Source organism: Streptomyces sp. YGL11-2, assembly GCF_050054615.1.
Lineage (GTDB): Bacteria > Actinomycetota > Actinomycetes > Streptomycetales > Streptomycetaceae > Streptomyces.
Map to the genome: position 1 here is coordinate 72567 of NZ_JBNHIN010000028.1, position 25386 is coordinate 97952.

General features: G+C 73.6%; 23 protein-coding genes and 1 pseudogene. 13 read left to right on the plus strand and 11 right to left on the minus strand.

Going from position 1 to position 25386, the window contains the following annotated elements; genetic code table 11:
- Window positions 1–15: 15 nt before the first annotated feature.
- Both ACO1BR_RS27815 and ACO1BR_RS27820 read right to left on the minus strand, forming a co-directional pair.
- Complete coding sequence (locus tag ACO1BR_RS27815) at window positions 16–852, minus strand: heparin lyase I family protein (RefSeq protein ID WP_426797850.1); 837 nt, start codon at window positions 850–852, stop codon at window positions 16–18.
- Window positions 853–1016: 164 nt separating this feature from the next.
- Window positions 1017–1901 carry an ABC transporter substrate-binding protein gene (locus ACO1BR_RS27820; RefSeq protein WP_426797851.1) on the minus strand — a complete coding sequence of 295 codons (885 nt, stop codon included), beginning with the start codon at window positions 1899–1901 and terminating at the stop codon, window positions 1017–1019.
- A 327-nt stretch (window positions 1902–2228) separates the two neighbouring features.
- On the opposite strand from ACO1BR_RS27820, the gene hydA reads away from it, so the two are divergent.
- Window positions 2229–3635, plus strand: coding sequence for a dihydropyrimidinase (hydA, locus tag ACO1BR_RS27825; RefSeq protein WP_426797852.1), 1407 nt, complete (start codon window positions 2229–2231; stop codon window positions 3633–3635).
- Window positions 3636–3686: 51 nt separating this feature from the next.
- Complete coding sequence (locus ACO1BR_RS27830) at window positions 3687–4703, plus strand: TIGR03842 family LLM class F420-dependent oxidoreductase (RefSeq protein WP_426797853.1); 1017 nt, start codon at window positions 3687–3689, stop codon at window positions 4701–4703.
- Between the two features lie 54 nt (window positions 4704–4757).
- Here the strand turns inward: ACO1BR_RS27830 and ACO1BR_RS27835 are convergent, their stop codons facing one another.
- Both ACO1BR_RS27835 and ACO1BR_RS27840 read right to left on the minus strand, forming a co-directional pair.
- Complete coding sequence (locus ACO1BR_RS27835; RefSeq protein ID WP_426797854.1) at window positions 4758–6110, minus strand: NAD(P)/FAD-dependent oxidoreductase; 1353 nt, start codon at window positions 6108–6110, stop codon at window positions 4758–4760.
- 153 nt (window positions 6111–6263) lie between these two features.
- Window positions 6264–7085 (minus strand): SDR family oxidoreductase, encoded by an 822-nt coding sequence (locus tag ACO1BR_RS27840; RefSeq protein WP_426797855.1) that lies wholly within the window; start codon window positions 7083–7085, stop codon window positions 6264–6266.
- A gap of 99 nt (window positions 7086–7184) precedes the next feature.
- On the opposite strand from ACO1BR_RS27840, the gene ACO1BR_RS27845 reads away from it, so the two are divergent.
- A complete protein-coding gene (locus tag ACO1BR_RS27845; RefSeq protein WP_426797856.1) occupies window positions 7185–7604 on the plus strand; it encodes a MarR family winged helix-turn-helix transcriptional regulator in 420 nt (139 codons plus the stop codon).
- Window positions 7605–7776: 172 nt separating this feature from the next.
- Here ACO1BR_RS27845 and ACO1BR_RS27850 read toward each other — a convergent pair whose 3' ends face one another.
- On the minus strand, window positions 7777–8304 hold the full coding sequence (locus ACO1BR_RS27850; protein WP_426797857.1) for a hypothetical protein: 528 nt from the start codon (window positions 8302–8304) through the stop codon (window positions 7777–7779).
- A 244-nt stretch (window positions 8305–8548) separates the two neighbouring features.
- Window positions 8549–9613 (minus strand): lipoate--protein ligase family protein, encoded by a 1065-nt coding sequence (locus ACO1BR_RS27855; RefSeq protein ID WP_426797858.1) that lies wholly within the window; start codon window positions 9611–9613, stop codon window positions 8549–8551.
- A 189-nt stretch (window positions 9614–9802) separates the two neighbouring features.
- On the opposite strand from ACO1BR_RS27855, the gene ACO1BR_RS27860 reads away from it, so the two are divergent.
- Window positions 9803–10615 (plus strand): maleylpyruvate isomerase family mycothiol-dependent enzyme, encoded by an 813-nt coding sequence (locus ACO1BR_RS27860; protein ID WP_426797859.1) that lies wholly within the window; start codon window positions 9803–9805, stop codon window positions 10613–10615.
- 78 nt (window positions 10616–10693) lie between these two features.
- Here ACO1BR_RS27860 and ACO1BR_RS27865 read toward each other — a convergent pair whose 3' ends face one another.
- Both ACO1BR_RS27865 and ACO1BR_RS27870 read right to left on the minus strand, forming a co-directional pair.
- Window positions 10694–11455: an SIR2 family NAD-dependent protein deacylase gene (locus ACO1BR_RS27865; protein WP_426797860.1), complete on the minus strand. Its 762-nt coding sequence runs from the start codon at window positions 11453–11455 to the stop codon at window positions 10694–10696.
- Between the two features lie 319 nt (window positions 11456–11774).
- Window positions 11775–12266, minus strand: coding sequence for a hypothetical protein (locus ACO1BR_RS27870; protein ID WP_426797861.1), 492 nt, complete (start codon window positions 12264–12266; stop codon window positions 11775–11777).
- A gap of 86 nt (window positions 12267–12352) precedes the next feature.
- On the opposite strand from ACO1BR_RS27870, the gene ACO1BR_RS27875 reads away from it, so the two are divergent.
- The 6 genes and pseudogenes from ACO1BR_RS27875 to ACO1BR_RS27900 all read left to right on the plus strand — a co-directional run bounded on the left by ACO1BR_RS27875 (window position 12353) and on the right by ACO1BR_RS27900 (window position 19688).
- On the plus strand, window positions 12353–14191 hold the full coding sequence (locus ACO1BR_RS27875) for a gamma-glutamyltransferase family protein (protein ID WP_426797862.1): 1839 nt from the start codon (window positions 12353–12355) through the stop codon (window positions 14189–14191).
- Between the two features lie 183 nt (window positions 14192–14374).
- A pseudogene (locus tag ACO1BR_RS27880) lies at window positions 14375–15393 on the plus strand (inositol monophosphatase family protein); the annotation flags it as partial.
- A 49-nt stretch (window positions 15394–15442) separates the two neighbouring features.
- Window positions 15443–16864 carry a phytoene desaturase family protein gene (locus ACO1BR_RS27885; RefSeq protein WP_426797863.1) on the plus strand — a complete coding sequence of 474 codons (1422 nt, stop codon included), beginning with the start codon at window positions 15443–15445 and terminating at the stop codon, window positions 16862–16864.
- A gap of 53 nt (window positions 16865–16917) precedes the next feature.
- Entirely contained in the window at window positions 16918–17430 is a 513-nt protein-coding gene (locus ACO1BR_RS27890) for an O-acetyl-ADP-ribose deacetylase (protein ID WP_426797864.1), read from the plus strand.
- Between the two features lie 163 nt (window positions 17431–17593).
- The gene (locus ACO1BR_RS27895; RefSeq protein WP_426797865.1) at window positions 17594–19066 is read left to right on the plus strand and encodes an AlkA N-terminal domain-containing protein; all 1473 of its coding nucleotides are present in this window, start codon (window positions 17594–17596) and stop codon (window positions 19064–19066) included.
- Window positions 19067–19100: 34 nt separating this feature from the next.
- Complete coding sequence (locus ACO1BR_RS27900; protein WP_426797866.1) at window positions 19101–19688, plus strand: methylated-DNA--[protein]-cysteine S-methyltransferase; 588 nt, start codon at window positions 19101–19103, stop codon at window positions 19686–19688.
- 105 nt (window positions 19689–19793) lie between these two features.
- Here ACO1BR_RS27900 and ACO1BR_RS27905 read toward each other — a convergent pair whose 3' ends face one another.
- Entirely contained in the window at window positions 19794–20480 is a 687-nt protein-coding gene (locus ACO1BR_RS27905) for a TetR/AcrR family transcriptional regulator (protein WP_426797867.1), read from the minus strand.
- Window positions 20481–20617: 137 nt separating this feature from the next.
- Between ACO1BR_RS27905 and ACO1BR_RS27910 the strand changes: the two genes are divergently transcribed.
- Window positions 20618–21253 carry an NAD(P)-dependent oxidoreductase gene (locus ACO1BR_RS27910; protein ID WP_426797868.1) on the plus strand — a complete coding sequence of 212 codons (636 nt, stop codon included), beginning with the start codon at window positions 20618–20620 and terminating at the stop codon, window positions 21251–21253.
- Window positions 21254–21341: 88 nt separating this feature from the next.
- Here ACO1BR_RS27910 and ACO1BR_RS27915 read toward each other — a convergent pair whose 3' ends face one another.
- Window positions 21342–22157: a nucleotidyltransferase domain-containing protein gene (locus ACO1BR_RS27915; protein ID WP_426797869.1), complete on the minus strand. Its 816-nt coding sequence runs from the start codon at window positions 22155–22157 to the stop codon at window positions 21342–21344.
- A gap of 120 nt (window positions 22158–22277) precedes the next feature.
- Window positions 22278–22805, minus strand: coding sequence for an NUDIX domain-containing protein (locus tag ACO1BR_RS27920; protein WP_426797870.1), 528 nt, complete (start codon window positions 22803–22805; stop codon window positions 22278–22280).
- 135 nt (window positions 22806–22940) lie between these two features.
- Here ACO1BR_RS27920 and ACO1BR_RS27925 point away from each other — a divergent pair, with 135 nt between their 5' ends.
- Window positions 22941–23789: a MerR family transcriptional regulator gene (locus tag ACO1BR_RS27925; protein WP_426797871.1), complete on the plus strand. Its 849-nt coding sequence runs from the start codon at window positions 22941–22943 to the stop codon at window positions 23787–23789.
- A 239-nt stretch (window positions 23790–24028) separates the two neighbouring features.
- Complete coding sequence (locus ACO1BR_RS27930; protein WP_426797882.1) at window positions 24029–25153, plus strand: glycerate kinase; 1125 nt, start codon at window positions 24029–24031, stop codon at window positions 25151–25153.
- Window positions 25154–25386: the final 233 nt, after the last annotated feature.

Consider the following 25386-nt stretch of genomic DNA (forward strand, 5'->3'; position numbering starts at 1 on the left):
TCCGTCGGCGGCCGGTCAGCGGCCGGGTGCGACGTCCTGGTAACTGCGGCCCACCGCCGGGCTGTTGAGCCAGGCGGTGGCCTGGCCCCGGACTCCGTCGGAGCGGTAGACGCCCCACTTGTCGGTCACCCAGTCGGCGCGCAGGGTCGCCGCCCGGTACTGCTCGGTGCCGCCGGCCAGCTTCTGGGCGGTGCCGTCGTGCCAGAGCCTGACCCAGCCGTCGGCGGGGTTCTTGGAGATCCTGATCCCGACGACGAAGTCGTGCCAGGTCTTCAGGGACAGCCCGGTGTGCCAGAGCCGGGTGGTCTTCAACCCGGGGTCGCAGTACTCCAGGTCGACGGTGCCGTCACCCCGGGCGCGCAGCGACAGCGGCGGGGTCGAGGCGCCCGAGCCGTAGTCCTTGAGCTGCCACAGGACCACCCAGTCGCCCTTCTTCGTCGGCAGCGGCCCCCACAGGGAGCGCCAGCCGATGTAGAAGACGTCGCCCTCCTGGGAGAAGCGCAGCGGTCCGCCGGCGGTGCGGTGCCCGCGGGTCTCGACCCGTACCCGGGTGGGGCCGTCGATCTTGTCGCCCGAGGTGTGCAGCTCGAAGGACCTGCCGTGCTGCCCGGCCGGGTCGTCGACGACGGTGACCGAGCCCGGCTTGGTCTCGACGCCCTCGAAGGAGGCGGAGCCCTTGGCGGGGTCGGCGCGCCACAGCGGCGCCGCGCGGTGCCCGGTGGCCCGGTGGGCGCCGGCCGGTCCGGTCCCGGACGGTGCCTCCTGGGCGGCGGCGGTCCAGGTGCCGGCCAGCGCGACACCGGTGACGAGGGCAACTCCCCATCGTATGCGGGGGGTTGGCGGTCGCTTCATGGCGGACTCCCGTGGTAGGGGGGTGGGACGGGAGTGAAAGTTAGGTTTGTTTCCAGTCGCCGTCAAGGGGGAGCGCGAGCGGCGGTACGGCGCCGGTCACCGCCAACACCCCCACCATCCGGCACGAGTTGACGGACCGTCCGCAACACGGCGGAGGTCCCGCCCTACTTCCGGGCGGCGGCCCCGCGGACCGCCTCGGCCACTTCGGTGAAGAACCGGGTGTGCGCACGGCGGCTCGCCGGGGCCTCCGGATTCCACGGCAGCAGCCGGGCCCGGCCCTCGATCGCCCGCCAGTGCTCGTCGCTCCGCAGCGCCTCGACGCGGGCGGCGTTGACCCGTACGTCGATCAGGACGACGTCCGGGGCCAGTGCGGCGGCCTCCGCCCAGCCGACCGTCGACCAGTTCGCGCCGGAACCGGCCGCCGGCTCCGGCAGCTCCACCCCGTGCTCGGCCAGCGCCCGAAGATCCGGCCAGGCACCCGGCCGGGCCAGGTGCACCCGCTCCGGCCCGGCGGGCGACAGCGCCACCACCCGCGGTCGCACCGGGCCGCCGCTCGCCTGCCGCAGCACGTCCTCGGCGGCGTCCAACTCCCGTGCCATCGCGAGTGGTTCGCCGCGCCCCAGGGACCCGGCGAGCGCCGCGAAGCGCTCCCGCACCTCGGCGAGGCCGCGCCCGGGCCCCACCGCGACGGTGGCCACCGGGACGTGCGTCTCCAGCTCCAGCGCGGTCTTCCCCTCCAGTCCGTAGACCTGCTCGCCGTCGTAGGTCACCGCCACCACGAGGTCCGGCCGGGCCTCCAGGAGCGTGTCCGGGTGCAGCGCGGCCCCCGACCCCAGATACGGGATCTCCACGAGCGGCAGCTCACCGCCCTTGGCCGGGTCGGCCACGGCCCCGTCGTGCTGGGACCCGAAGATCCCCACCGGGCGGATGCCGTGATCCCACAGCGTCGCTCCCGCCTGTATGTACGCAACGATCCGGTCCGGCCGGTTTCCGGCCACCACCAGGCGCCCGCGGTCGTCGGAGAACTCCCACGGTGTGCTCTGCTCCATGGCACATCGCCTTTCTGACGTCGTTTGTGCGCTTTCTGGCGTCCTCGGTGCTGATTGTGAAGGTGTGATTCGGTAATAACTTTCGAAGTTGTGGGTCCGGAGTCTTTTTACTGCCCACCGGGCCGCGCCCGCACCCCTGCCGCCGCCCACCCCCGGCCCCGGGTTGAACCGCCCGGCTGATCGTCGGTGCAACACGGTCGTCCCGGCTCGTTAACCGTCACGGTATTGCCACGGTGGGTGACATGCTTCTACGGTGTCTCCTTCTCGACCGGAATCTACGGGTGTAGACCAGCTTGTGACGTGGCATCAGGTAGGGAGATGGGATAGGTGAGCCGTACGGTCATCAAGGGCGGGCTGGTCGTCACCGCCGCCGACGAGATGCACGCAGACGTCCTCGTGGAGGACGGCCGGATCGCCGCCCTCGCCGCATCCGGAAGTCAGACCGCCGTCGGCTGGGCCGAATCGGCGGACCGCACCCTCGACGCGACCGGCAGATATGTCATCCCGGGCGGCGTCGACGCGCACACCCACATGGAACTCCCCTTCGGCGGCACCGCGGCCTCGGACACCTTCGAGACCGGCACCCGCGCCGCTGCCTGGGGCGGCACCACCACCATCGTCGACTTCGCCGTCCAGTCCCGCGGCAACTCCCTGCGCGCGGGCCTCGACCAGTGGCACGCCAAGTCCGACGCCCAGTGCGCCATCGACTACGCGTTCCACATGATCCTCTCCGACGTCAACGAGCACACCCTCAAGGAGATGGACCTCCTGGTGTCCGAGGGCGTCACCTCCTTCAAGCTGTTCACCGCCTACCCCGGCGTCTTCTACAGCGACGACGGGCAGATCCTGCGCGCCATGCAACGGGCCGCCGGCAACGGCGGGTTGGTGATGATGCACGCGGAGAACGGCATCGCCATCGACGTCCTCGTCGAGCAGGCGCTCGCCGCCGGCCACACCGACCCGCGCTACCACGGCGAGGTCCGCCACGTCCTCCTCGAAGCCGAGGCCACCCACCGCACCATCCAGCTCGCCCGGGTCGCCGGCGCACCCCTCTACGTCGTCCACGTCTCCGCCGAGCAGGCCGTCGACGAGATCGCCCGGGCGCGCCGGATGGGGCTCAACGTCTTCGGCGAGACCTGTCCGCAGTATCTGTTCCTGTCCACCGACAACCTCGCCGAGCCGGACTTCGAGGGCGCCAAGTACGTCTGCTCCACCCCGCTGCGGCCCCGCGAGCACCAGGCGGCGCTCTGGCGCGGACTGCGCACCAACGACCTCCAGGTGGTCTCCACCGACCACTGCCCGTTCTGCTTCCGCGGCCAGAAGGAGCTGGGCCGCGGCGACTTCTCCAAGATCCCCAACGGGATGCCCGGCGTGGAGAACCGCATGGACCTGCTCCATCAGGCCGTCGTGGACGGGCACATCAGCCGCCGGCGCTGGATCGAGATCGCCTGCGCCGCACCGGCCCGGATGTTCGGCCTCTACCCGAAGAAGGGCACCATCGCCCCGGGCGCCGACGCCGACCTCGTCCTCTACGACCCCACCGCCGAGCAGACCGTCTCCGCGAAGACCCACCACATGAACGTCGACTACTCCGCCTACGAGGGCAGGCGGCTCACCGGCCGCGTCGAGACGGTCCTGTCGCGCGGCGAACTCGTCATCGACGGGCGGCAGTTCACCGGCCGCGCCGGGCACGGACAGTACATCCCGCGCGGCACCTGCCAGTACCTGCTCTGAGCCGCCCGCCGGCACCCGGCACACCCGTACCCCACCGCGTAAGGAGCACCCGTGGACTTCGGAGTCGTCCTCCAGGCCGATCCGCCCGCCTCCGCCGTCGTCGAGCTGATGCGTCGCGCCGAGCGCAACGGCTTCCGCTACGGCTGGACCTTCGACTCGGCGGTGCTCTGGCAGGAGCCGTTCGTCATCTACAGCCAAATCCTTGAGCACACGACCGAGTTGACGGTCGGGCCGATGGTGACGAACCCCGGTACGCGCACGTGGGAGGTGACCGCGTCGACCTTCGCGACGCTGAACGATATGTTCGGTAACCGCACGGTGTGCGGTATCGGCCGGGGCGACTCGGCGATGCGGGTCGCGGGCCGCAAGCCGAACACCCTGGCCACGCTCGGCGAGGCGATCCACGTCATCCGTGACCTGGCGGAGGGCCGCGAGGCCGAGGTGGACGGCCGGAGGCTGCGGATCCCCTGGGTGCGGAACGGGCACCTGCCCGTATGGATGGCGGCATACGGCCCGAAGGCGCTGGCCCTGACCGGTCGGCAGGCCGACGGCTTCATCCTCCAGCTGGCCGACCCGTATCTGACGCAGTGGATGGTGAAGGCGGTACGGGAGGCGGCGACCGCCGCCGGCCGCGACCCGTCGTCGGTGAAGATCTGCGTGGCCGCACCCGCCTACCTCACCGACGACGCCTCGCCCGCCGCGCTCGCGCACGCACGCGAGCAGTGCCGCTGGTTCGGCGGCATGGTCGGCAACCACGTCGCGGACCTCGTCGCCAGGTACGGCGAGCACTCCGGCGCCGTACCCGAGACCCTCACCGCCTACATCAAGGAACGCCACGGCTACGACTACGCCCATCACGGCCGTGCCGACAACCCCGACACCGCCTTCGTCCCCGACGAGATCGTCGACCGGTTCTGCGTCATCGGCACCGAGTCCCAACACATCGACAAGCTGCGGGAGTTGAAGGCGCTGGGCGTCGACCAGTTCGCGCTCTACGCCATGCACGACGCCCGGGAGAAGGTCATCGACGGGTACGGGGCGGGCGTCATCCCCGCCCTGCGGCACTGAGCCCGGTGGGACCGCCGGCGGCGGGGGGGGGGGGCGTCCGCCGCCGGCCGCGGTTCAGGGCGTGGCCGTGCGCGGGCTTCCGCCTGGGCGGGGGCCGACCAGGACGCGGGACAACAGGCGCGGGTCGGCCAGTGTCAGGGGTCCCGCGAGCATGTGGAAGAGGCCGGAGAAGGTCGTGTAGACCCGCGGGTCGTGGGGGACGGTGTCGATCAGCCGGTTCATGAACCAGTTGCCGGCCTTGACGGGCAGGGCGGGCCGCGACCGTTCCCAGGCGCGGTCGGGGATGGTTGCCATCAGCCAGGAGAAGGCTGTGACGCGGGCCAGCCGCTTCTGGAAACCCTGCCCGTCGAAGGGGGCGCCGGTGCGCCGGCCGCGGAGCATCCGCTCCAGGAGGCGGGCCTCCAGGGCGGCGACGGTCATGCCCTGACCGTAGGCGGGATTGAAGGTGCAGACCGAGTCCCCCAGGGCGATCAGTCCGTCGGGCCAACGGGCCAGGCGGTGGTAGGCGGTCTTGCGGTTGACCGTACGGGCGTACCGGCGCACGGGGGAGACGGGGGCGAGGGAGGCGATGGTGTCGGCGATGGGGCCGCGCAGGGTTTTGGCGAAGGCGAGGAAGTCGTCGTCGCCGCGCGGCAGTTGGGTTCCGCCGGCTCCGTGCAGGGTGACGTGGAGCGCGTTGTTCTCGATCTGGATCGCGTAGGAGCCCTTGCGGAAGTCGGGGGCCCGCAGGGGTTCCAGCACGCCCTTCCACGAGGGCGGGGACTGTCCTTCCGGGTAGGAGTAGGTGCGTGAGGCGTAACCGACCTGTGCGTCGACGGTCGTCGTGCGGGGGCTGGGCAGGCCGAGGGCGGCCAGCCACTGCGGCAGGTGGGAGGAGCGGCCCGAGGCGTCCACCACGAGGTCCGCGGCGATCTCGTCCTCGCCGTCGCCGTTCTTGACCCGCACCCCGGTGACCCTGCCGGGACCGGTCGTGCGCAGGCCGGTGACGGTCAGTCCGTCCCGCAGGGTGACGGGCTCCAACGCCGAGACCCGTCGGCGCAGAACATGCTCCAGGAGAGGCCGGGAGAAGGTCTGGATCGGCATGCCCATCGGTGTGGGCGGCGGGGTGCCGTTGGGCAGCACCGCGCACAGGTCCTCGCCCCAGTCCCACACCGGCGCGCCCGCCTGTTCCAGCTCGGCCCGCAGTCCGGGGAAGTACCCCTCGAACACCTCGGCACCGAGGGCCAGAAGGCCATGGACGTGGTGCCCCTGCGGCACCCCCGCCCTGGGCGCGGACGCGCTCGGAAGCGTGTCGCGTTCGATGACGGTGACGATCTCGAAGCCGTCGGCCAGGACTCGGGCGGCCGCGAGGCCCGCCATGCCTGCCCCGATCACCACCGCGTGCCGGACGTCAGTACCCATAGGCATGCCGCTTCCTCCCTGCTGCGGGCCGAACCCCGCTGCTCCCGGGCTCTTCCCTGCCCCGGTCGGCCGGCAGGTATGCGGAAAGGAGTGAGCCAATGAGCACGCTCTGTAGCCGGTTTGGGTGGGGGCGCCCGGCCCTGACACATCAGGCAGGCCCTAGGCGACCCAGCCGCTGGTCAGCGTCTGCACGGCCGAGCCGTCGAGGTCCTGGAGCTTCGTCGCGGCGAAGGCGCGCGCGGTGTCGGAGGTGAGCACCCGGAAGGCCGGCCGCTCGGCGGTGAGCAGGTCGACGATCTGCGTTGCCACGTCCTGCGGCGTTTGCGCGTGGGCGAAGGCGCCGCGGGTGCGGTCCAGGTAGGCGGACAGGGCCGGCGCGTACGGTCCGGCCTGCTGCAGTGCGTTGTCCGGGAGGCCCACGTTGCTGACGAACTCGCTGGCCACCGCACCCGGCTCGACCACACTGACGTGCACGCCGGTCGTGGCCGCGACCGGAGCGAGGGATTCCATGAAGCCCTCGACCGCGAACTTGGCGGCGCAGTATGCCTCGTTGAAGGGCTGGCCGATCACTCCGCCGACGCTGGTCACGGTCAGCACGCGACCCTTGGCCGCCCGCAGCAGGGGCAGGGCGGCCTTCGTGACGTGCAGCACGCCGAAGAAGTTGACCTCCATGACGGCGCGTACGTCCTCGACGCTCTCCTGTTCCAGGGTGCCGACGTGGCCCGCGCCGGCGTTGTTGACGAGCGCGTCCAGCCGGTCGAGGCCGGCCAGGCATGCCTCGACCGAGGCCGGGTCGGTCACGTCCAGGGCCCGGACGTCGAAGGCGACTCCGGCTTCCTCGGCCGCCGCCAGCAGTGCGCCCGCCTTGGTGGTGTCGCGCATGGTGGCGATCACGTGCCATCCGCTTCGTGCGGCGGCGACGGCGGCGGCCAGGCCGATGCCGGAGGAGGTGCCGGTGATCAGGGCGGTCTTGGTGGTCATCCTCGTGCTCCCAACTTACTTATGGCAGATAACTAATATGTTTCATAACTATGCGCACGGATATTTGAGGCTGTCAAGCACATGGGTACGCTGGGCGTCATGTCCAACCCACCGGATGAGCTCACCAGGGAGATCGTCGGCCTCTTCGCGGCCATCAACCGTCGCTACAGCCAGGAGTCCGAGGCCGCCGCGACGCCCCACGACCTGACCCCGCTCCAGGCCAAGGCGTTGCTCGCCGCCGAGGGCCCGGTTCCGATGCGCCGCATCGCCGACCGGCTGCACGCGGAGCCGTCCAACGTGACCGTGATCATCGACCGGCTGGAGTCCAGCGGCCTGGTCGAGCGCAGCCCCGACCCGGGCGACCGTCGCGTCAAGCGGGTCGCCGCCACCGCCGCCGGCCGCACCGTCGCCGCCGATCTCCGCGCACGCATGCCCTTCGCCGCCGACCCCCTGGCCCCGCTCACCGCGCGGCAGCGCGAGACCCTGCGCGAGCTGCTGCAACTGATGCTGGAGGCATGACGGCGGCGGGCGCGGCGTCCCCGTCGCCCGACGGCCGGCGCGCAGTCGGTCCGGACGCCGGACCTGACGCGCCACTCGGCGATGCGGGCGAGGCCGTGTGGAGTGCGCCGACCCGCCCACTGCGTCCAGGATCGGCGCATCCCGCTCACCCGGCTCTCCTCGCCCGACGGGCTCAGTGCAACTGCGCCTTGGCGAGCACGATGACCAGGCCGAGCACCAGGTTGACGGCGCCGGAGACCACCACCACGCGCAGCGAGGCGCCGGCGCGGACCGCGGCCGTGCTCGCCCAGCCGATCTGTTCGGCCACGGCGACGGACAGCGCGAACCACGCGGTGCCCTCAAGGCCCAACCGCAGCAGCGGACTTACCGCCACGGCGACGGCCGGCAGCACCGCCGCCTGGACGATCGGCCACTCATGCCCCGCCACGCGCCGGATCGTGGCCCACGTCAGGTGCCGGTACGACAGCAGGTCGCCGACGAGGAGGGCGTAGACGTGCGCCGCCCAGAACACCAGGCCGGTGATGAGCAGCAGCAGAAGGAGCCCGAGCCGGGGGAACGGACCGAACGTGGCGGTCCCGGCCACGACGGACGCGGCCAGCAGAGAGCCGTAGATCGCACCCGCGTAATTGCCACCCGGCTGCTCCGGCCGCTGTCGACCCTCATCGCCCGCCCGGTCGTCGGTGTTCCCGCCATCCGCCATGTCCTCAGGATCGCCGGGGGCACGCCGGCCCGCACGCGCACGCGCGGGGGCGGGCAGGCCATCGGGTGAACGACATCCGGCGAGCGGAGGGACTTCCCGCGTTCGCCGACTGAACGGGTGCCGGTACGGGGCGAGTTGCCGCGCCGAGGCGGCCGGCGGCCCGCGCCGTGCGCAAGGCCCCTGCCGGGTGCCGGTCCGGTCCCGCTCCGCGCGGCACCGCGGCCCGCACGGACCGCGGTACCGGTCACGGGATGCGCGTGGTCCACTCCTCGTTCGCGAACTTGGTGCGTACGAGCTCCTGGGCGCGGGCCATCTCCTGGGCGGTGACGGCCCCGCGGGTGAGGCCGTAGCGCGACCGGAAGGAGTCGATCATCTTCTCGATGACCGCTTCGCGGGGGAGTCCGGTCTGACGGCGCAGCGGGTCGACGCGCTTCTTCGCGCTCCTCGTGCCCTTGTCGGAGAGCTTCTCCCTGCCGATCCGCAGCACCTCGACCATCTTGTCGGCGTCGATGTCGTAGGACATGGTCACGTGGTGCAGCACCGCACCGGGCCCGCCCTCCGGTCCGACCATCCGCTTCTGCGCGGCGCCGGCCACCTTCCCCAGCTCGGTGGCGATGTCGTTGAGCGGCTGGTACCACGCCCTGATTCCCAGGTCGCCGAGGGCGGCCAGGACCCAGTCGTCGAGATAGGCGTAGGAGTCCGCGAAGGAGAGTCCGGAGACCAGTGCCTCGGGGACGGACAGGGAGTAGGTGATGGTGCTCGGCGGCTCCGCGAACATCGCTCCGCCGCCGGAGATCCGGCGGACCACGGTGACGCCGTGGCGGGCCGCGCCCGCGGTGTCGACCTCGTTGCGCAGCGACTGGAAGCTGCCGATGATGACGGCCGGCGAGTCCCATTCCCAGACGCGCAGTGTGGGCGGCCGGCGGCCGGCCGCCACCTCCGCGGTGATGACCTCGTCCAGTGCCATGTGCAGCGCCGGGGGCTGGGGAGCGGCGTGGATGAGCTGCCAGTCGTAGTCGCCCCAGTCGGCGGCCCGGGCGAGGGCGCGGCGCACCGCGACGGCGACGCTCTCACTGGTGAAGCCGAACAGCACCGCCGACTCGGGGAGCGCGGCGTCGATACGGGCGGTGAGCCCGGCGGTGTCGGTGTCGGCCGGGGCGCCCTCCAGCGCGGAGTTGATCCGCAGGAGAGCCTCGTCGGGCTCCAGGAAGAAGTCCCCGGCGACGCGGACGTTGCGCACAGACGCGTCCTCGACGTCCAGATCGACGACCACCAGCTTGCCGCCGGGGACCTTGTACTCGCCGTGCACCGCGCACTCTCCGCTTCGTCGGCACCGTCACCCGGACCGGTGCCGGATTCTTGTCGGCCCGGATCCGGGTAAATCCGGATCCGCGTCACCACCGTAACGGCCGCGGCGGCCGGATTTGCCTTGGAGTGGACTCCAGCCGCCACACTGACCGGGAGACGATCCGCGCTGCGGACGGAAAGGCGGCAGCTGATGGAGACGACGAGCCGGCCGGGGCACCCCTTGCCGTACGGCACCTACCGGCAGGCGATCGAGCGGGAGACCCTGCGCTTCGCCGAGGTGGCCGGCGGCGCCGACCCGGCGACCGCCGTGCCCTCTTGCCCGGACTGGACGCTGGCCGAACTCGCCCGCCATGTGGGAGCGCTCCAGCGCTGGTTCAGCACGCTGCTGACCCAGCGGGTGCAGGAGCCGCCGCGCAGCCGCGATGTGGAGCTGGGGCTGCCGGAACGCGCCGAGGAGTATGCCGGCTGGGTGGCCGCGGGCGTCCCGGGCGTGGCCGGCGTGCTGCGCGACACGGATCCGGGGGCGGCGATGTGGGTCTGGGGCGAGGACCGGCACGCACGGTTCTGGGCCCGCCGGATGCTGTACGAAACGCTGGTGCACCGGGTGGACGCGGAGCTCGCCGTCGGCCGGGAGCCGGACGTCGACGCCGTGCTGGCGGCGGACGGGGTGGACGAATTCCTCGTCAACCTGCCCTACGCGGGACTCTTCGCCCCCGGCGTGGCGAAACTGCACGGCACCGGCGAGATCCTCGCCTTCCGGTGTACAGGTCTGGACGGCGGGACCGGCGAGGAGTGGCGGGTGCGGCTGGAGCCGGACGGCTTCCGTCTGCTTCCGCTGGCCGCAGCCGACCACGTGCCGTCCGAGCCGGACGCCGTCGTACGGGGGCAGGCGGCGGACCTCCTGCTGCTGCTTTACGGGCGGCGGACCTACCAGGAGGCCGCCTTCGAGGTCTCGGGCGACCCGGCCGTGCTCGACCACTGGTTCGCGCACACGGCCTTCTGAGCCGCCGGGGGCCGGGGCCGGGGGGCCGGCGGACCCGCCCGCGCCGATCCCCGGCCCACCCGGCCCGGCCGCCCGCTCTCAGCCGAACCGCCCCAGCAGACGGGGCAGCGCGGTCCCGATCGGCTCGCGGATCACCTCGGCGGCCAGAGCGTCGTACGGCGTCGGCTCGGCATTGACGATGATCAGCCGCGCGCCGTGCTCCGCGGCCACCCCGGCGAGCGAGGCGGCCGGCTGCACCTGGAGCGTCGTACCGACCGCCACGAAGACCTCGGCCGCCTTCGCCACGCCCAGCGCCGTACCGAGCACCTGCGGATCCAGCCGCTCACCGAACATCACCGTCGCCGACTTCAGGATCCCGCCGCACACCAGGCACGCCGGATCCGGATCGCCCGCCGCCACCCGCTCCAGGGCCTGCGCCATCGGCGAACGGGCATGGCAGCGGGTGCAGGTGACGGCGCGTGCGGTGCCGTGCAGCTCCAGGACCTTGCGCTCGGGCAGCCCGGCGAGCTGGTGCAGCCCGTCCACGTTCTGGGTGATCACCCGCACCGGCGTCCCGGACCGGGCCAGCGCGGCCACCGCCTCGTGCGCGGCATTGGGCCGGGCCCCGAGAGCCTGGCTCTCCTGGCGCATCCGCCACGAGCGCCGCCGGATCTCCGGATCGGCCATGTACACGTCGTAGGTGACCAGCTTCTCGGCATCCGGGTCGCGCCGCCACAGCCCGTTGGGGCCGCGGTAGTCGGGGATCCCGGAGTCGGTGGAGATCCCGGCGCCGCTCAGGATCGCGACGAGCGGACGGTGCTGCGGCCGGCCGGTCGCCGCCGGCTCCTCCGTGCTGGTCATGGCGCGAGCGTACGGAAGGAGGCGGGGCGCGGCGACCGGGTTTCGGGGCGTCAGCGGGTGACATCGGGGTGCCGGCCCGGCGCGTGCCGTCGGGCTGGGGGCGCCCCCAGCGGTAGCCGAGGGAGCGTCCCGGGCGGCGGCGCCTCCGGGGAGCGGCCGGCCGCGGGTGAGACCGGAGCCGGGGAGCAGCCCCCGCAGCTCCACGTCCAGGCGCCGGCCCGCCGCGGCGATCTTCAGGGGCGCGAGCGGGGCGCCGCCGTCCCGCCGCCGCTCCAGCCCGGCGACGCGCTCCTCGTACGCCCGCAGGACGTTCCCCCAGCTACCGCTTGGCGGTGCCCCCAGGCGGCCAGGGTGGCCGCCGGGCCCTCGTCCGCGCGGTGCGGGCGCAGCACCCGGGGCCGGCCGCCCTCGGGGAGCGCATCCCGGGCCGCAGCAGCCAATTCCCTTCGTGCAGCGGCCCGTTGGGGCACCCCCGCAGCAGGCCGGCGACGTGGTGGGCCCAGCGGGCGCACCAGGCCGCGTCGTCGTCCGGGCACGCCTCCCGATACGCGCGGGCCGTACCGGCGCGCAGCGCGGGGGCAGCGGCGAGACATACCGCCCCGTGCGCGCGTAGTGCACCCCGCGGCGCGTCGCCCGCCGGCGCGCCGGCAGCATGACGTCCGCGCCCTGCACCGCCGCCGCCCGCCGCCCGCTGCCCGTCTCGCAGCGCAGCTCCGGCCCGACCGGCCCGACGCCCGCCCACCGCGAGCGCGACGCCGTCCCAGCGGGCGCCGTCGGTGTGGCGGGGGAGCGCGGTGCGGTGCAGGGCCATGCGGGGCGGGTACGGGTGATCCGTACACCCCTGCGAACCCCCGACGCAGGCGGAGCACACCGATCCACCGACGGCAAGGAGGCCCCGTGTTCACCACCCGCCCCACCCTCCAAGGCACCTTCGGGATGGCCGCCAGCACCCACTGGCTGGCCTCCCAGACCGCGATGGCCGTCCTGGAGGACGGCGGCAACGCCTTCGACGCCGCCGTCGCCGCCGGATTCGTGCTGCACGTCGTCGAGCCGCACCTGAACGGGCCGGCGGGCGAGGTGCCCATCATCCTGGCGCCCGCCGGCGAGCCGGTGCGGGTGCTCTGCGGCCAGGGCCCGGCCCCCGCCGGGGCGAGCGTCGCCCACTACACCGCCCTCGGCCTCGACCTGGTGCCTGGCACCGGGCCGCTCGCCGCCGCCGTCCCCGGCGCCTTCGACGCGTGGATGCTGCTGCTCCGCGACCACGGCACCAAAACCCTGGCCGAGGTCCTGCGGTACGCCATCGGCTACGCCGAGCACGGCCACCCCGCCGTGGAGCGGATAGGGGAGACCGTGGAGACCGTCCGGGAGCTGTTCACCACCGAGTGGACCTCGTCCGCCGAGATCTACCTCCCCGGCGGCAGGTCCGTGGCCCCCGGCGGACTGCTCACCAACCGCCCGCTGGCGGCCACCTGGCGCCGCCTGATCACCGAGGCGCGGGCCGCGTCGGCGGACCGCGAGGCACAGCTCGACGCCGCCCGCCGCATCTGGCGCGAGGGCTTCATCGGCGAGGCACTCGCCGACTTCGCGGCCCGCCCCGCCCTGGACACCTCGGGCGAACGCCACGCAGGCACCCTCACCGGCGACGACCTGGCCGCCTACTCCGCCACCTACGAGGACCCGGTGACCTACGACTGGCACGGCTGGACCGTCGCCAAGGCCGGCGGCTGGTCCCAGGGCCCCGCCTTCCTCCAGCAACTCGCCCTGCTCCCCGACGAGTTGCCCGCCTACGGCAGCCCCGAATACGTCCACCTGCTCATCGAGGGCAGCAAACTCGCGATGGCCGACCGCGAGGCGTGGTACGGCGACGCCGCCGAGGTGCCGCTGCCCGCCCTGCTCGGCGTCGACTACAACGCCGAGCGCCGCAAGCTCGTCGACGACCACGCCTCGTACGCGCTGCGGCCCGGCAGCCCGGACGGGCGCCCGCCCCGGCTCGGCAAGCACGCCCTGGCGGTGGCCTCGGGGGCGGGCGGATTCGACCCGCTGGGCATCTCGGGGAGCGGGGCGGGGGAGCCGACCGTGGCCCGCGGCGTGCCGTCCGCCACCGCGCCCCCCGTCGACCCGGACGGCACCACCCGCGGCGACACCTGCCACCTCGACGTCGCCGACCGCTGGGGCAACCTGGTCTCCGCTACCCCCTCCGGCGGCTGGCTCCAGTCCAACCCCGTCGTCCCCGCGCTCGGCTTCCCGCTCGGCACCCGGCTCCAGATGGCCTGGCTGGAAGAGGGCCTGCCCAACACCCTCACCCCCGGGCGCCGCCCCCGCACCACCCTCACCCCGTCCCTCGCCCTGCGCGACGGCGTCCCCGTCATGGCCTTCGGCACGCCCGGCGGCGACCAGCAGGACCAGTGGCAGCTGCACTTCTTCCTCGCCGCGGTGCTGCGCCCGGAAGTCCGCGGCGGCCCCGACCTCCAGGGCGCCATCGACGCCCCGAACTGGCACCAGGACTCCTTCCCCGGCTCCTTCTTCCCGCGCGGGATGCGGCCGGGCAGCGTCACCGTCGAGTCCCGCATCGGCACCGGGGTCGTCGAGGAGCTGCGGCGGCGCGGGCACGACGTCACCGTCGGGGCCGCCTGGTCGGAGGGGCGGCTGTGCGCGGTCGCCCGCGACCCCGGGACCGGGGTGCTGTCGGCGGCGGCGAACCCGCGCGGCATGCAGGGATACGCGGTGGGGCGCTGACACCGGCCCGCCGGCCGCCCCGCCCCGCCCGCGCCGGCGGGGCGGGGCGGCCGGAGAAGGGGCGGTCGGCGGGTCCGCGACCGGCCGCCGCCCTCCCGGCAGCACCCGCCCGTGCCCTCCGCGGCATCGGGAGTTCACCCGCAGTCCAGCCGCCGTGTCAGTGGCTCGTGGTTCGATGGACGCATGATCGAAGCATTTCGTACCCAAGATTCGGGAGATACCACGAATATCACCGAAGACCTCACGACGACCCCCGCGGCCCCGGTGACCCCGTCGCCGGACCTCTCCGCACTGGACCTGGCCGCCGTCGAGGACGCCATCCGCCAGGCCGCCGCCGACGAGATCATGCCGCGTTTCCGGCAGCTCGCCGCCGACGACATCGTCGAGAAGAACGGCCCGCACGACCTCGTCACCACCGCCGACCGCCGCGCCGAGGAGCAGCTCACCGCCGCCCTGACGGCCCTGCTGCCCGGCTCCCGCGTCGTCGGCGAGGAAGCGGTGCACGCCGACCCCACCGTCCTCGACGCGCTGCGCGGCGATGCCCCCGTATGGATCGTCGACCCCGTCGACGGCACCCGCCAGTTCGTCCACGGCGACCCCGGCTTCGCCACCCTCGTCACCCTCGCCCACCGCGGCGAACTGCTCGCCTCCTGGACGTACGCGCCCGCCCTCGGCCTGATGGCCACCGCCCGCCGCGGGGGGGGGGGAGGGGGGGGGGGNCCACCCTCGTCACCCTCGCCCACCGCGGCGAACTGCTCGCCTCCTGGACGTACGCGCCCGCCCTCGGCCTGATGGCCACCGCCCGCCGCGGCGCCGGCGCCTGGCTGAACGGCGAACGGCTCATCGCCGGCCACCCCGCCGCCGGCGCCGACCTCGAAGTCGCCACCTCCCACCACGACTTCACCGACGACGACCAGAAGCGCGTCCTGGCCGCCCTGGACACCGGAGGCATCGCCCCCCGCCCCTGCGGCTCCGCCGGCCTGGAATACCTCCACATAGCCCAGGGCCGGATCGACGCCACCGCCTTCAGCTGGGAAAACGCCTGGGACCACGCCGCCGGACTGCTGCTCGTCCATGAAGCGGGCGGCGCCAGCGGCACCGTCGCCGGCCGACCGTTCCGCATAGCCGGCGGCAACGCGCTCCCCTTCACCGCGGCACGGGACGCCGAGACCGCGCGGCGTATCCTCGGACTGCTGGCAGCGGCCAACTGACCCTCACCGACGAGGGTCGGACGTGAGGGGAGTGGCGCAGGTGCCGAGGATGCTCGATGCCGTCGTGATCGGGGCAGGACCCAACGGCCTGACGGCGGCGGTCGAACTGGCCCGTCGCGGCATGTCCGTGGAGATCTTCGAGGCGCGCGACACCATCGGCGGCGGAGCCCGCACCGAGGAGCTGACCCTCCCCGGTTTCCGCCACGACCCCTGCTCCGCGGTCCACCCCCTCGGCATCGGCTCACCCGCCTTCCGCACCATGCCCCTGGAGCGGTACGGCCTGGAGTGGCTGCACCCCGACCTCCCCATGGCGCACCCCTTCCCCGACGGCACGGCCGGCGTACTGGCCCAGTCCGTCGGCGAGACCGCCATGTCCTTCGGGCCGCGCGACGCCGGCACCTACCGCCGGCTGGTCGCCCCCTTCGTCGGCAAGTGGGACGCCCTCTCCCGCGACTTCCTGCGCACCCAGTGGCTCGGGCTGCCCGGCGACCCGGTCACCTACGCCCGGTTCGGGCTGGTCGCCATGCAGCCGGTCACCCTCCTCAACCGCCGCTTCCAGGACGAGAAGGCCCGCGCCCTGCTGGCCGGCCTCGCCGCCCACGCCATCGCCCCGCTCCGCGGCTTCGGGACCAGCGGACTGGCCCTGATGTTCGCGCTCGCCGCGCACGCCAACGGCTGGCCGGTGCCCCGCGGCGGCTCCCAGGCCCTCTCCGACGCCCTCGCCGGACTGCTGCGTGCCCACGGCGGCGCCGTCCACACCGACTTCGAGGTCAAACGCCTCGACGACCTCCCGCCGGCCCGCGCCTACGTCTTCGACACCTCACCCACCGCGCTCGCCCGGATCGCCCGCCTCGGCAACGCCTACCGCGACGTCAAGTACGGCCCCAGCGTCTTCAAGATTGACTACGCGATGGACGGCCCCGTCCCCTGGACCGCCAAGGACGCCCAGCGCGCCGGCACCGTCCACATCGGCCCCACCAGCGCCGAGATCTCCGCCGCGCTCAACGCCGCCTCCGAGGGCCGCGACCCCTCCGTCCCGTTCCTCATCACCGCCCAGCCCAGCCTCATCGACCCCACCCGCGCCCCCGAGGGAAAGCACACCTTCTGGGCCTACGGCCACGTCCCCAACGGCTGGGAAGGCGACGCCACCGAAGTCGTCGAGCGGCAGATCGAACGCTTCGCCCCCGGCTTCCGCGACCGCGTCCTGGCCCGCGCCGTCGCCGGCCCCCCGCAGCTCGCCGCCCGCAACGCCAACTACGTCGGCGGCGACACCGCCACCGGCTCCGCGGCCGGCCTGCGCCTCCTCATCCGCCCCAAACTCGCCCGCGTCCCCTACGAAACCGCGCACCCCGCCGTCTACCTCTGCTCCCAGGCCACCCCGCCCGGCCCCGGCGTCCACGGCATGTCCGGCCACTACGCCGCCAAGGCCGTCTGGCGCCGGCTCCGCGCGAGCAGCCGCTGACCCCCGCGCGTCCATCCCGCCCGCGCCGCCCGGCACTCCTACGCTCTTCGCCCATGAACACCACCCTCACCCTCACCCAGGGCGACATCACCGAACAGGCCGTGGACGCGGTGGTCAACGCCGCCAACTCCTCCCTGCTCGGAGGCGGGGGAGTGGACGGCGCGATCCACCGCCGCGGCGGCCCGGACATCCTCGACGAGTGCCGCGCCCTGCGCGCCGCGAAATACGGCCGCGGCCTGCCCACCGGCGCCGCCGTCGCCACCACCGCCGGGCGGCTCCCGGCCCGCTGGGTGATCCACACCGTCGGCCCGCGCTTCACCCCCGAGGAGGACAGATCGGAGCTGCTGGCCTCCTGCTATCGCGAGTCGCTGCGGGTTGCTGACGAGCTGGGCGCCCGCACGGTGGCGTTTCCGGCCGTCTCCGCCGGGATCTATGGGTGGCCGATGGAGGACGCCGCCCGGATCGCGGTGGAGACGGTGCGCGGCACACAGACCGCGGTCGAGGAGGTCAGGTTCGTGCTCTTCGACGAGCGGGCGTACGAGGCGTTCGCCGCGCGGCTTCGCTGAGCGGGCCACGGTTCGGGTTTCCCGTCACTGCCCGAACCCCCGGCCCGTAGCGCCCGGCGTGCGGGTCTCCCCTCAAGGCGATCCGCCGCCCGCGCAGCTCGCGACGAGGTTGACGTCGGATTTCCGCCAGCTCGGACCGCCCTCCTGCGCAATCCTTGAGGACATGCACACCGACACCGAGCGCTGTCTGCGCGCCGTGCAATCCAAGGACGCCCGCTTCGACGGCTGGTTCTACACCGCCGTGCTCACCACCGGCATCTACTGCCGCCCCAGCTGCCCGGTCGTGCCCCCCAAGCCCGAGAACATGCGCTTCTACCCCAGCGCCGCCGCCGCCCAGCAGGCCGGATTCCGGGCCTGCAAGCGCTGCCGCCCGGACGCCAGCCCGGGATCCCCGCAGTGGAACGAGCGGGCCGACCTCGTCGCCCGCGCCATGCGACTGATCGCCGACGGCATCGTCGACCGCGAAGGCGTCCCCGGCCTCGCCGCCCGCCTCGGCTACAGCACCCGCCAGATCGAACGCCAGCTGCTCGCCGAACTCGGCGCCGGACCGCTCGCGCTCGCCCGCGCCCAGCGCGCCCAGACCGCCCGGCTCCTGGTCGAGACCACCCAACTCCCCATGGCGGAGATCGCGTTCGCGGCCGGCTTCGCCAGCATCCGCACCTTCAACGAGACCGTACGGGAGGTTTTCGCGCTCTCCCCCTCCGAACTCCGCGGACGCGCCGCCCCCGGCCCACGCAGCGCCGTACCCGGCACCCTCACGCTGCGGCTCCCCTTCCGCCGGCCGCTCAACCCCGACAACCTCTTCGGACACCTCGCCGCCACCGCCGTCCCCGGAGTCGAGGAATGGCGCGACGGCGCCTACCGCCGCACCCTCACCCTCCCCTACGGACACGGCATCGTCGCCCTTTCCCCGCGCCCCGACCACATCGACTGCCGCCTGTCCCTCACCGACCTGCGCGACCTGGCCGGCGCCATCGCCCGCTGCCGCCGCCTCCTCGACCTCGACGCCGACCCGGAAGCCGTCGACGGACTCCTCCGCGCGGACCCGCAACTCGCACCACTCGTCGACAAGGCACCCGGTCGCCGGGTACCGCGCACCGTCGACGCCGACGAGTTCGCGGTCCGCGCCGTCCTCGGCCAGCAGGTCTCCACCGCCGCCGCCCGCACCCACGCCGGCCGACTCGTCCTCTCCCACGGCGAGCCCGTGGACGACCCCGCCGGCGGCCTCACCCACCTCTTCCCGTCCGCCCCCGCCCTCGCCGAACTCGACCCGGAATCCCTGGCGATGCCCCGTACCCGCCGCGCCACCCTCACCGGCATCGTCGCGGCCCTCGCCTCCGGCGCGCTGCAACTCGGCGTCGGCAGCGACCGGGACGAGGCCCGCGCCCGGCTCGCCGCACTGCCCGGCATCGGTCCCTGGACCGTCGAATGCGTCGCCATGCGCGCCCTGGGTGACCCCGACGCCTTCACCCCCACCGACCTCGGCCTGCGCCGCGCCGCCGCCGGCCTCGGCATGCCCGCCACCCCCGCGGCCCTCATCCGCCACTCCGCCGGCTGGCGCCCCTGGCGCGCCTACGCCGTCCAGTACCTCTGGGCGACCGACGACCACCCGATCAACCACCTCCCCGCGAACTGACCACCCGCCCCTCCCCACGAACCGAGCCGCAGCCATGACCCCTGCCACCCCGCACCCCGACCGGACCGCCACGGACCGGACCCCTACGGACCGGACCACCACCGGCCGGATCACCCACACCGTCCTCGACGACACCCCCGTGGGCCCGCTCACCCTCGTGGCCGACGGCGACGCCCTCACCGGCCTCTACATGACCGACCAGCGCCACCGCCCGCCCCAGGAAACCTTCGGCACCCCGGCCGACCCCGCAGACCCGCCCTTCGCCACGACCATCGCCCAGCTCCGCGCCTACTTCCGCGGCGAGTTGACGACCTTCGACCTGCCGCTGGCACTGCGCGGCACCTCGTTCCAGCGCCGCGTCTGGGCAGCACTGCGCACCATCCCGTACGGCGAGACGCTCTCCTACGGCCGGCTCGCCGAACGCCTCGGCGTCCCCACCGCGGCCCGCGCCGTCGGCCTGGCCAACGGGCGCAACCCGGTCGGCATCATCGTCCCCTGCCACCGCGTCGTCGGCGCCGACGGCAGCCTCACCGGCTACGGCGGCGGCCTCGACCGCAAGCGCCGCCTGCTCGCCTTCGAGCGCACCGACGACGGACTGTTCCCGACGGCGGAGTGCGGATGAACGACGGCTCCCGACGCGGCGCGTGACGCAGGGACGGGCCTCACAACTCAACGGCCAGTACAGCCGGGCGCTACGACCACTCCCACGGCCACTCCCCACGACCACTCACTTCGACCGGTCTCTTCCGCCGCGCCCCGGCTCGGCGTCCGGCGTCAGCCCGCCCAGCAGCGCCCGCACCGTCTCCGCGGCGAACTCCTCCTCGCTCTCCGGCCGCAGCGCGTCAGCGGGCGCCTCCCCGTCGAAGAACAGGTCCAGAAACGCCCGGTGGAAACACGCCCCGATCAGCAGGTTGGCGGCCGCGTCCGGATCGACCGCGGACGCGATCCGCCCCAGCTTCCGTTCCGCCTCCAGGTACGCGGCCAGCTGCCGACCCGCGGTGTGCGGCCCCACCGACCCCAGCTCGTCGAGCTTGCGCCGGTGCGTCGCCAGCAACTCCGGGCTGGCGAACAGCGATGCCGCGATCGGGAAGGTCCGCCGGTAGAAGCGCACGGCGGTCAGCGTCACCTCCTGGAGGAGTGCGGCCGGCCCGCGCTCGTCCCTGGCGCGGTCCGGCAGCTCGGCCAGCGCCTCGGAGAACCGCGGCACCCGCTCGTGGAGCACCCGGACGAAGATCTCCTCCTTGTTCCGGAAGTGCTTGTACAGCGCGGCCTCCGAGCACCCCGCCTCCTTGGCGATCTGCTTCGTCGTCGTACGCGTCAGTCCCACGCTGGCCATCAGCGCGGCGGCGGCATCAAGGATGCGGGAGCGTGTCAGAGCGCCCCCGGACAGCGGAACGGCGGCGTCATGGCTCATGGAACGACTCTACATTGACAGGTGAGTGAGCACTCACCCACACTGGTGGGTAAGTGCTCACTCACCCTCGTGCAACCGTGTGCCGTGCCGCCCCGAGGGCGCTGCGATCCACCGCTGTGCAATCCATCGGAGGAGACATGAAGATCACCGTCCTCGGAGCCTCGGGCGGCGTCGGCCGGCATCTCGTCACCCATGCCCTGGCCGACGGGCACGAGGTCACCGCCGCACTCCGCAGCCCCGGGAAGCTGACCGAGCGACATGAACGCCTGACGATCGTACGCGCCGATGCCCTCGACGCCGCCTCCGTCAAGACCGTCATCGACGGTGCCGACGCGGTGGTCTCCGGCATCGGCCAGGCCGGCCGGCGCGACCCGCTCCGCCCCGCGTCCACCTCCGCCCGCGCCGTGACCGAGGCGATGAAGGCCACGGGCGTCCGCCGCCTCCTCGTGGTCGGCGCCGGCCCCCTCAACCGCACCGGGGCCGGTCAGCCGTTCCTCGCCCACCGGGTCTTCGGCCCCTTGCTGTGGGCGATCCTCAAGGACCTCTACACCGACCTGGAACGGATGGAAGCCGTCCTCCGTGACAGCGACCTCGACTGGACCTCCGTACGCCCACCCCGCCTGCTCGACACTCCGGGCACCGGCCGCTACCGCCACGCCATCGAAGCCGGCCCCGCCGGCAGCACCATCCCCCGCGCCGACGTGGCTCGCGCCATGCTCGACTTCCTCCCCGACCCCCGAACCTTCGCCCACGCGGTCGGCGTGAGCCGCTGACCCCGCCGGGGCACGCGCCTCGCCGATCTCCTGTCCTGCTGGGGTGGGGGCCTCCCCCCCGCCCCCACCCCCGCCCCCCCCCGGATCGCTACCCCTCTGCTTCGACCACCTTCCGTACCTCGGCCACCAGTTGTTCCGCCACGGTCAGGGAGTGGAGCAACTCGTTCTTCGTGCGGCCCAGTTCGCCGAGCAGGGCGGTGGCTCGGGGGCCGAAGTCGGATGGAGTCTGCGGTAGTGCCGCGGCGGCGGCCAGGGCGCCCTTCTCGTTGAGGCACCAGATGCGGTGGTGGGCGTGCAGGCTCTGGACGAGGGCGCCGACGGCCCGCGACAGGCACAGGGACGCGTGCAGGACGTCCGCCGTCGAGGACGACTTGGTGGCCATGGCCACCGAGAAGCCCGCATCCCAGACGGCGGCGCGGGTGAGTGCCTTGCGGAGCGCCTCCGGGTAGGTCCGGGTCTCTTCCTTGAGGCGGGCCAACTCCCCGGTTTCGTCGGCCAGTACGCGGCCCAGGGCCACCTCGCCCGGATAGGCGGGGGACCAGAAACCCAGGGGGTGCCCGGCCTGTATTCCCGTCTCGAAACGGCCCGCGCGGCAGTCCTCCCACACGCGCCGCACCCGGTCGATGTCCCGGAAGATCCAGTCCACATGGCTGCCGTCCGGCATGACCAGCCATGCCCCGCCGTTGACCCAGGGGCCCCAGGCGCCCGGTGCGAATATCTCGACGGGGCCGCCGGTCACCTCGGCCGCCAGCCTCTCCAGAGCGGGCAGATCCAGTTCGCCTCGGTAGTAGACACCCAGATCCCAGTCGGAATCGGGGCGGTTGGTTCCTCGTGCGCGGCTGCCGCCGAGCATGACCCCGACGACTCCCGGCACCTGCGCGATGCGGGTGGCGTTTTCGTTCATGGGAAAAGGCTAGATCGCGGGTGGGCTGGGGCCATCACCCCACGGGTCTCGGTGTTTGGTGGGGGAGTCGGCCCAGGGGTCTCCTACCCAGGTTCTACGAGGTGTCAAGGCGCCGCGGCGTCAGGGGAGTTCACCGCGGACCCCGGTGCCCGCCGGCCCGGCCGGCGGCAGGCCGTCCTCCAGTTCCACCGGGCCGCGTCCGCCCGCCAGCGCGTCCAGTGCGCCGCGGACCCGCAGCCGCAGCCCCTCGCCCAGCATCGTCTCGGCCTCGTCCCAGTGGACCAGGCGCCAGGACAGCAGTTCCTCCTCCTGCACCCGGATCGCCGCGAACTGCTCGGCGTCCAGCACCCCGCCGTCGAACAGATACGACACCAACGGCGGCCGGGCCGAGCCGCGCACCCAGTCGACGGCGAGCAGCGGGCCCGGTGCGATGTCCAGACCGATCTCCTCAAGGGTTTCCCGGCGGGCGGCCTGGCGCGGGGATTCGCCGGTGTCCGACTCGACGGTGCCGCCGGGCAGGACCCAGGTGTCGCGGTAGTTCGGCTCCACGAGGAGGATGCGGCCCGCCGCGTCGCGGAAGATGACCGCCGCGCCCGCGAGTACGCGGGGCAGCCCGGCGATGTAGGTGGCGTAGTCCGTGGTCGTCACGCCGCGAGCCTAGGACACGTCGGGTGGGGCGGTGCGCCGTGGCCGTCCTCCGGTGGCCGGCTGTGCACGGTGCCCGCCGGCGCCGGCCGCCGCGCTCGGGCCCGACTTCCGGGCGAGGTGCGCGACACTGAGCGGATGATCAGTGATCCCCGCCAGCAGGAACCGACCACCACCGGGGCGGGCGCAGAGCCGATCGGTTCCGACGGGCTGACCGTCGGCCGGGCGGCTGTGCTCGTCGGGGTCAGCGTGAAGACGCTGCACCACTGGGACGCGATCGGCCTGGTGCGGCCGGGCGGGCGTACCTGGGCCGGGTACCGGGTGTACTCGGGCGACGACGTGGCCCGCATCCACCGGGTCCTGGTCTACCGGGAGTTGGGCTTTCCGCTCGCCGAGATCGGCCGGCTCCTCGATGACCCGGCCGTGGACGCCCGCGACCACCTGCGTCGGCAGCGGTCGCAGCTTGTGGAGCGGATTTCCCGTCTGCAGCAGATGCTGGGTGCGGTCGACCGCATGATGGAGGCGTCGCGTACCGGGATGCGGCTGACTCCGGAGGAGCAGGTCGAGATCTTCGGCGACGACTGGCAGCCCGCCTGGGTCGACGAGGCCGAGGAGCGCTGGGGCGACACCGCGCAGTGGGCGCAGTACGCCGAGCGGGCCGCGGGGATGACACCCGAGGACTGGAAGGGCGTGGCGGCGGAGACCGATGCGCTGAACGCCGGTCTCGCCGCCGCGCTGCGGGCCGGTGTCGTACCGGGTTCCGATGCGGCGAACGGCCTCGCGGAGCGGCACCGGGCGCTGATGTCGACGTATTTCGACTGCACGCATGCGATGCAGGCGTGCATGGGGCGGATGTTCGTCGGCGATCCCCGGTTCGCCGAGTTCTATGAAGGGGTCGCGCCGGGCCTCACCGCCTGGATGCGTGACGTGATCTTCGCGAATGCCGAGGTGAACGGCGTCGACCCGGAGACCGCGACGTGGGAGTGAGCGGGCCGTTCGAGGTGCGGCGGTCCGTTCGGGGTGCGCCGGGTGCGCCGGGTGCGCGCGGGGCGTTCCGGGCTGCCGGTCGTCGTTCGTCGTCCCCCTTTTCACCCCCTTCGCCCGTTCCGGAACCGTCCGCTCTGTTCGCCGGGCCCCTGGCCGGATAAGGTCGCAGCGGCGCGACTGCCAGTTCGAAAGCAAGGGGTAACACGGTGGCGGACGCAGCAAGGACAAAGACAGCACATGTGCTGATCGCCGCGGACAAGTTCAAGGGCTCGCTCACGGCCGTCGAGGTCGCCGAGCATGTCACGGCCGGTCTGCGGCGCGTGGTCCCCGGACTGGACGTGGCGGCCGTGCCGGTCGCGGACGGTGGCGACGGGACGACGGCGGCGGCGATCGCGGCGGGTTTCACCCGGCACGAGGCCCGTGTCACCGGCCCCACCGGCGAGCCGGTGACGGCCACCTTCGCGCTGCGCGGCGACGGTACGGCGGTGGTGGAGATGGCGGAGGCGTCGGGTCTCCAGCACCTCCCGAAGGGCGTTTTCGCGCCGCTCACGGCCACCACGTACGGCACCGGCGAGCTGCTGCTCGCGGCGCTGGACGCGGGGGCGACCTCGATCGTCTTCGGGGTGGGCGGCAGCGCGACCACCGACGGCGGCGCGGGCATGCTGGCGGCGCTGGGCGCGCGGTTCCTGGACGCTAACGGGGAGCCGGTGGCGCCCGGTGGCGGGCCGCTGCGGGAGCTGGCCACGGCGGATCTGTCGGGGCTCGACCCGCGGCTGGCCCGTACGGAGATCGTGCTGGCCAGTGATGTCGACAATCCGCTGACCGGCCCGAAGGGCGCGCCTGCCGTCTACGGCCCCCAGAAGGGTGCCGGTGCGGCGGATGTCGCCGCGCTGGACGCCGCCCTCGCGCACTACGCCGAGGTGCTGGAGCGGACCGTCGGAGCCAAGGCCGCCGAGCACGCGCTGGCACCCGGGGCGGGGGCCGCGGGCGGGATCGGCTATGGCGCGCTGGTCGGGCTGGATGCGACGTTCCGGCCCGGTATCGACGTGATGCTGGACGTGCTGGGCTTCGCGCCGGCGCTGGCCCGGGCCACGTTCGTGATCACGGGGGAGGGCTCCCTCGACGAGCAGACGCTGCACGGCAAGGCGCCGGCCGGTGTCGCCGCGGCGGCGCGGGCGGCGGGCATCGCCGTGGTCGCGGTCTGCGGCCGGCTGCAGCTGCCGCGGGAGGTGCTGGCCGCGGCCGGTATCCAGCGGGCGTACGCGCTGACGGACCTGGAGTCCGACCCGGCCCGCTGCATGGCGGAGGCCGGGCCGCTGCTGGAGCGCGCGGCGGAGAGCCTGGCCCGCGACTTCCTGGTCTGAGCCTGCCGGCCGGGGCCTGACGGGGACGACCGGCGGGTCCCGGCCCGCGGGTGCCGGAGGCGGCGCCTCCGGTGGCCCGCCCGGGGCGCCCTGCGCGAGGTGCCGGGCCCGCGACCGGAGGCACCGGTTCCGGTCCCGCCCCGCATCTCCCCGCATCCGCGAACGCCGAGAGGCCCCGGACGGAAGTTCCGTCCGGGGCCTCTCGGCGTGCTGTGCAGTGCTGTGCGGGGGTG